This is a genomic window from Streptomyces sp. 13-12-16 (genome assembly GCF_002114215.1).
In the GTDB taxonomy this organism is placed as follows: domain Bacteria; phylum Actinomycetota; class Actinomycetes; order Streptomycetales; family Streptomycetaceae; genus Streptomyces.
In genome coordinates, this window is sequence record NZ_NCTE01000290.1 from 1 (window position 1) to 5,367 (window position 5,367).

Genomic DNA, 5,367 nt, shown 5'->3' on the forward strand with positions numbered 1-5,367 from the left:
CGGCGCGTCGGCGTGCTCCGCCGCCTCGCGGCAGTACGCACCGGAGGCCCCGTTCCGTCCGGCCGCGAGGCGCCACCGGTCTCCTCCGGCCGCTCACCGGGCAGGCAGGTCCCGGCCGGTGCTCAGACGACCCCGTCCGCGCGCAGCGCCGCGATCTCCTCGGGGGAGCGGCCCAGTTCCGTCAGGATCGCCTCCGTGTGCTCGCCCACGGCCGGCACCGGGTCCATCCGGGCCGGCAGGCCCGCGAGGTCGGCGGGCGGCAGCAGCGCCTCCACGGTCCCGCCCGGTACCGCCACCTCGCGCCAGCGGTCGCGGGCGGCGAGCACCGGGTGGCCGAGGAACGCGGTGACGTCGTTGACCCCGGCGCAGGCGATGCCGATCGCCTCCAGGTCCCCGATCAGCTCATCGGCGTCCGCGCGGGCGAAGCGCTCGGCGATGACCGCGTTCAGCTCCTCGCGGTGGACCACCCGGTCGGAGCCGGTGGCGAAGCGCGGATCGTCGGTCAGCTCCGGCCGGCCGAGGAACTCCGCGCACAGGGCCGCCCACTCGCGCTCGTTCTGGACGGAGAACAGCACCTCGCGTCCGTCGGCGGCCCGGTAGGTGCCGTACGGGGCGATGGTGGCGTGCTGCGTGCCCAGGCGCGGGGGCTGGGCGCCGCCGTAGCGGGTGTAGTAGGCGGGCTGGCCCATCCACTCGGCGAGCGCCTCGAACAGGGACACCTCCACCGGGTGCACCGTGCCGGTGGTCGCGCGGGTGTACAGGGCGGTGAGCACACCGCTGTACGCGTACATCCCGGCGGCGATGTCGGCGACGGAGATACCGGTACGGGCCGTCTCCTGCGGGGTCCCGGTCAGCGACACCAGCCCGGTCTGGCACTGCATCAGCAGGTCGTACGCCTTGCGGTCGGCCCAGGGGCCGCTCGTGCCGTACCCGGAGATCGTGCAGGGGATCAGCCGGGGGTGGCGGCGGGTCAGCTCGTCGCTCCCGAGGCCCAGGCGGCCGGCGGCGCCCGGCGCGAGGTTCTGCACGAACACGTCGGCCTCCCGGAGCAGCCCGTGCAGGATCGCCCGGCCGCGCGGGTCCTTCAGATCCAGCGTGAGGGATTCCTTGGAGCGGTTGATCCACACGAAATAGCTGGAGTGGCCGTGCACGGTCGTGTCGTACCGGCGCGCGAAGTCCCCCTCGCCCGGCCGCTCCACCTTGATCACGCGGGCGCCGAGATCCGCCAGCTGCCGGGTCGCGTAGGGCGCGGCCACCGCCTGCTCCACACTGACCACCGTGACCCCGGACAAGGGGGGTTCGTGCACGTCCGCGCCTCCTGCCTGTTCCGGCCTCGATTAGTAAGGCCGGGGCGGGGCGGCTGTCAACGGCCGCCCCGGGCCGTTCACCGGTCGGCCCGGCTCCACGGAGCGTCCGCGGGCCTGCTGCGGGAGACGATGCGGGCGCCGCGGTCGTCGACGGCACGGACCTGGAGCGAACCGCAGCCGCAGCGGGTCCACACCGTGCTGCCCGCCGCGGTGCCGTGCCGGGAGACCACCTGGAACGGCTCGGCGTCGTCCGGCCACCCGCAGTACGGGCAGGACGTGCCGGTCGTGCTGGTCATGGTGACTCCTCGGATCCTCGATCACACGGGTGCGCTGTCGATTGTCGCGACACGGCAAGGGTGCTTCGTCCCCTCCGTACCCGTCCAGGTCGACCTCGCGCACGTCATCGGCCCGGTGCCCCCGCCCGCAGCCCGTCCATGACCAGGTCCAGCAGCCGGGTGGCGCGCGGCTGCCAGTCCTCGGCCGGGTCGAGCTGCCAGAGGCCGCCGATGGCGAGGACGAGGTCGTCCGCGGTCACCCCCGGGCGGATGGATCCGGCCTCCTCGCAGCTGCGCAGCAGGAGTTCCGCCGCCTCGGTCACCGGGCTGTGTCCCGGCTTCGCCGGGCTCCCCGGCCCGCTGGTGGCCTGCCGGATGGCGTCGGCCAGCCCGGCCTTGGCCATGGCGAAGCGGGCCAGCCCGTCCATCCACTCGCGCAGCGCGAGGTCGGGCTCCCGCGTGCTCAGCAACTGCGCCGCGCTGTCCGCCACCTGCCGCATCTCGTACCGGTAGATCTCCAGGACGAGTGCCTCGCGGCTGGGGAAGTTCCGGTAGAACGTGCCCTGCCCGACGCCCGCCTTCTTGGCGATCACGCTCAGCGGGGTGTCCGCCGAGCGCGTGAGTTCGACGAGGGCCACCTCCAGGATGCGCTCGCGGTTGCGCTGCGCGTCCGAGCGCAGGGGTGCCGCCGCGCTCCGTGGTGTCCGCGCGGACGGGGACGCTTCCTTCTCGTGTCCCACCGGTCCTCCTCCCGGGCCGTGACCGAAACCCGACCTTGCTAACCGGACAGCTGTCCACTACGTTCTTGGGGGTAGCGGACAGCTGTCCGCTTCGGGTCCATCGTATCGGCGGACACGGGCGGCGCGGGACACCCGGTGGCATGCCCCCGACGACCGGTGTGTTCCCGGCCCTTCCCCTCCTCCGCATGGTCCCGAACGCCCCACGTTCCGTACGGCCCCATGTCATCGACTCGTTCCGCCTTCCAGATCCGTGAAAGAAGGCTGCTCATGGCCCCCTCGACGTCCAGCAGCGTCACCCTGAACATCAACGGCGAGAAGCACACGCTGTCCGTCGACCACCGCACCACCCTGCTCGACGCCCTGCGCGAGCGCCTCGACCTGACCGGCACCAAGAAGGGCTGCGACCAGGGACAGTGCGGCGCCTGCACGGTCCTGGTCGACGGCCGCCGCACCGTGTCCTGCCTGCAACTGGCCGTCGCGTCCGACGAACGCGAGATCACCACCGTGGAGGGCCTGGCCGACGGGGACCGGCTGCACCCGGTGCAGCAGGCCTTCCTCGACCTGGACGGCTTCCAGTGCGGCTACTGCACCCCCGGCCAGATCTGTTCGGCCGTCGCCGTCATCGAGGAGCACGCGGCGGGCTGGCCCAGCGCCGCCACCGGGGACGTGCGCCCCGAGGCGGGACCGCCGCCCCTGACCCCCGAGGAGATCAGGGAGCGCATGAGCGGCAACCTGTGCCGCTGCGGCGCGTACGTACAGATCGTCGAGGCGGTCGCCCGCGCCGCCGCGGAGAACCGGAGCGAGACCGAGGAGGCCGCGGCATGAGGGAGTTCGACTACCGGCGCGCCGACGACGTCTCCGGCGCGGTGGCGCTGCTCGGCGCCGACCCCGACGCCCGCTACCTCGGCGGCGGCACCAACCTCGTCGACCTGATGAAGAACGGCGTCGAGCGCCCGGCCCGGCTCGTCGACGTCCGCGCCCTCCCGCTGGACCGGATCGAGCCGGCCGACGGCGGCGGACTGCGCATCGGCGCCACCGTCACCAACAGCGACCTCGCCGCGCACCCCGGCGTCCGCCGGAACTACCCCGCCCTCACCCAGGCCGTACTCGCCGGTGCCTCCGGGCAGTTGCGCAACATGGCCACCGTCGGCGGCAATCTGCTCCAGCGCACCCGCTGCGGCTACTTCACCGATGTGACCAAGCCCTGCAACAAGCGTGCGCCCGGCAGCGGTTGCCCCGCCGTCGAGGGCGAGCACCACAACCACGCCGTCCTGGGCGCCTCCGACCACTGCGTGGCCGTCCACCCCTCCGACATGGGAGTGGCGCTGACCGCCTTCGACGCGGTCGTCTCCTACGAAACCGCCGACGGACCGGGGGAGTTGCCGCTGGCCGACTTCTACCTCCCGGTGGGCGACACCCCGCACCGGGAGACCGCCCTGCCGCCCGGCGCGCTCATCACCCACGTCACCCTGCCGCCCGCGCCGGTCGCCGCCCGCTCGCGCTACCGCAAGGTCCGCGAACGCGCCTCGTACGCCTTCGCGATCGGCTCGGTCGCCGCCGCCCTCGACGTCAGCGGGGGAGTCGTGCGCGAGGCCCGCCTCGCGCTCGGGGCCGTGGCGTCCCGGCCCTGGCGGGCCCGCGCCGCCGAGAACGTACTGAACGGCGCCCCGGCCACCGCGGAGTACTTCGCGGCGGCGGCGGACGCCGAACTCGCGGCCGCCAGGCCGCTGCCCGACAACGGATACAAGGTGACCCTCATGCGCAACCTCGTGGTGGCCGTGCTCTCCGAACTCGCCGAGGAGGCCGCCCGATGACCACCGCCACGACCGGCGCCACGACGGCGGGAGCCGTCGGCACCGCGCACACCCGCGTCGAGGGCCGTGACAAGGTCACCGGCGCCGCCCGGTACGCCGGCGAGATCCCCTTCGCCGATCTCGCCCACGGCTGGCTGGTGCTGTCCACCGTCGCCCGCGGCCGGATCCTGTCCGTCGACACCGGACCGGTGCTCGGCATGCCGGGCGTGCTCACCGTCCTGCACCACGGCAACGCCCCGCGCCTCGACACCGACTACATCGGGATACTGGGCGTTCCGCCGGACCCGACGGCCGCCGTCTTCCAGAACGACCGGGTGCCGCACGCCGGCTGGCCCGTCGCGCTGGTCGTCGCCGAGACGCCCGAGCAGGCCCGGGAGGCCGCCGAGCGGCTCGTCGTCACCTACGAGCGGGAACCGCACGACATCGCGCTCTCCGGCGACCGCCCGGACGCCTACCCGGCGGACGGGCACATGCCCGCGGTGACGGAGAAGGGCGACCTGGAGGCCGAACTCGCCGCCTGTACCCACGTGGTGGACGCCGAGTACACCACGCCCGAAGAGCACCACGCCATGATGGAGCCGCACGCGGCGACCGCCCGGTGGGACGGCGGCCGGCTCGAGGTCGTCGACTCCAACCAGGGCACCACCTGGGTCGCCGACGAGCTCTCACGGATGTTCTCCCTGGACGCGTCCGCGGTGCGGGTGCGCTCCGAGCACGTCGGCGGCGGCTTCGGCAGCAAGGGCCTGCGGGCCCACCAGGTGTCCGCCGTGATGGCCGCGACCGAACTGCAGCGGCCGGTCCGGGTCGTGCTGACCCGACGTCAGATGTTCTCGCTCACCGGCTACCGCAGTCCCACGGTCCAGCGGGTCCGGCTCGGCGCCGACGCCGACGGCCGGCTGCGCGCCCTCGAGCACCGCTCACTGAACCAGACGTCGACGGTCTGGGAGTTCGTCGAGCCGAGCGCCGGTGCGGCGCGCGTGATGTACGACGCCGACGCCCACCGCACCTCGAACGAGGTGGTACGGCTGGACGTGCCGTCCCCGACGTGGATGCGCGGGCCGGGCGAGGCGCCCGGGTCGTTCGCGCTGGAGGCGGCGTTCGACGAGCTCGCCGAGCGGTGCGGTGTCGACCCGGTCGAACTGCGGCTGCGCAACGATCCCGAGCACGGCCCGGTCTCCGGGCTGCCGTTCGCCGGCCGCAACCTCGCCGCCTGCTTCCGCGAGGGCGCCCG

The 5,367-nt window shown here is 73.8% G+C and carries 6 protein-coding genes; 3 read left to right on the forward strand and 3 right to left on the reverse strand.

Annotated features, from left to right (window positions below):
* Positions 1–122: 122 nt before the first annotated feature.
* The 3 genes from B7767_RS12710 to B7767_RS12720 form a co-directional block, all read right to left on the reverse strand.
* Entirely contained in the window at positions 123–1,307 is a 1,185-nt protein-coding gene (locus tag B7767_RS12710; protein ID WP_085572283.1) for a CaiB/BaiF CoA-transferase family protein, read from the reverse strand.
* 77 nt (positions 1,308–1,384) lie between these two features.
* Positions 1,385–1,603 (reverse strand): hypothetical protein, encoded by a 219-nt coding sequence (locus tag B7767_RS12715; protein ID WP_085572284.1) that lies wholly within the window; start codon positions 1,601–1,603, stop codon positions 1,385–1,387.
* 104 nt (positions 1,604–1,707) lie between these two features.
* A complete protein-coding gene (locus tag B7767_RS12720; protein WP_085572285.1) occupies positions 1,708–2,322 on the reverse strand; it encodes a TetR/AcrR family transcriptional regulator in 615 nt (204 codons plus the stop codon).
* Positions 2,323–2,589: 267 nt separating this feature from the next.
* Between B7767_RS12720 and B7767_RS12725 the strand changes: the two genes are divergently transcribed.
* From B7767_RS12725 to B7767_RS12735, 3 genes are all read left to right on the forward strand, one after another.
* A complete protein-coding gene (locus B7767_RS12725; RefSeq protein ID WP_085572286.1) occupies positions 2,590–3,147 on the forward strand; it encodes a (2Fe-2S)-binding protein in 558 nt (185 codons plus the stop codon).
* Positions 3,144–4,136, forward strand: a complete 993-nt coding sequence (locus tag B7767_RS12730; RefSeq protein ID WP_085572287.1) for a xanthine dehydrogenase family protein subunit M — start codon at positions 3,144–3,146, stop codon at positions 4,134–4,136. The genes B7767_RS12725 and B7767_RS12730 overlap by 4 nt, the downstream gene beginning before the upstream one ends.
* Positions 4,133–5,367 (forward strand): xanthine dehydrogenase family protein molybdopterin-binding subunit (locus B7767_RS12735; protein ID WP_143652387.1); only part of this gene is annotated, 1,235 nt, incomplete at its 3' end. The genes B7767_RS12730 and B7767_RS12735, both read left to right, overlap by 4 nt.

Coding starts and splice junctions, on each gene's coding strand:
- B7767_RS12715 (WP_085572284.1), bottom strand. CDS start 1,603: ATGACCAGCACGACCGGCACGTCCTGCCCGTACTGCGGGTGGCCGGAC.
- B7767_RS12725 (WP_085572286.1), top strand. CDS start 2,590: ATGGCCCCCTCGACGTCCAGCAGCGTCACCCTGAACATCAACGGCGAG.
- B7767_RS12730 (WP_085572287.1), top strand. CDS start 3,144: ATGAGGGAGTTCGACTACCGGCGCGCCGACGACGTCTCCGGCGCGGTG.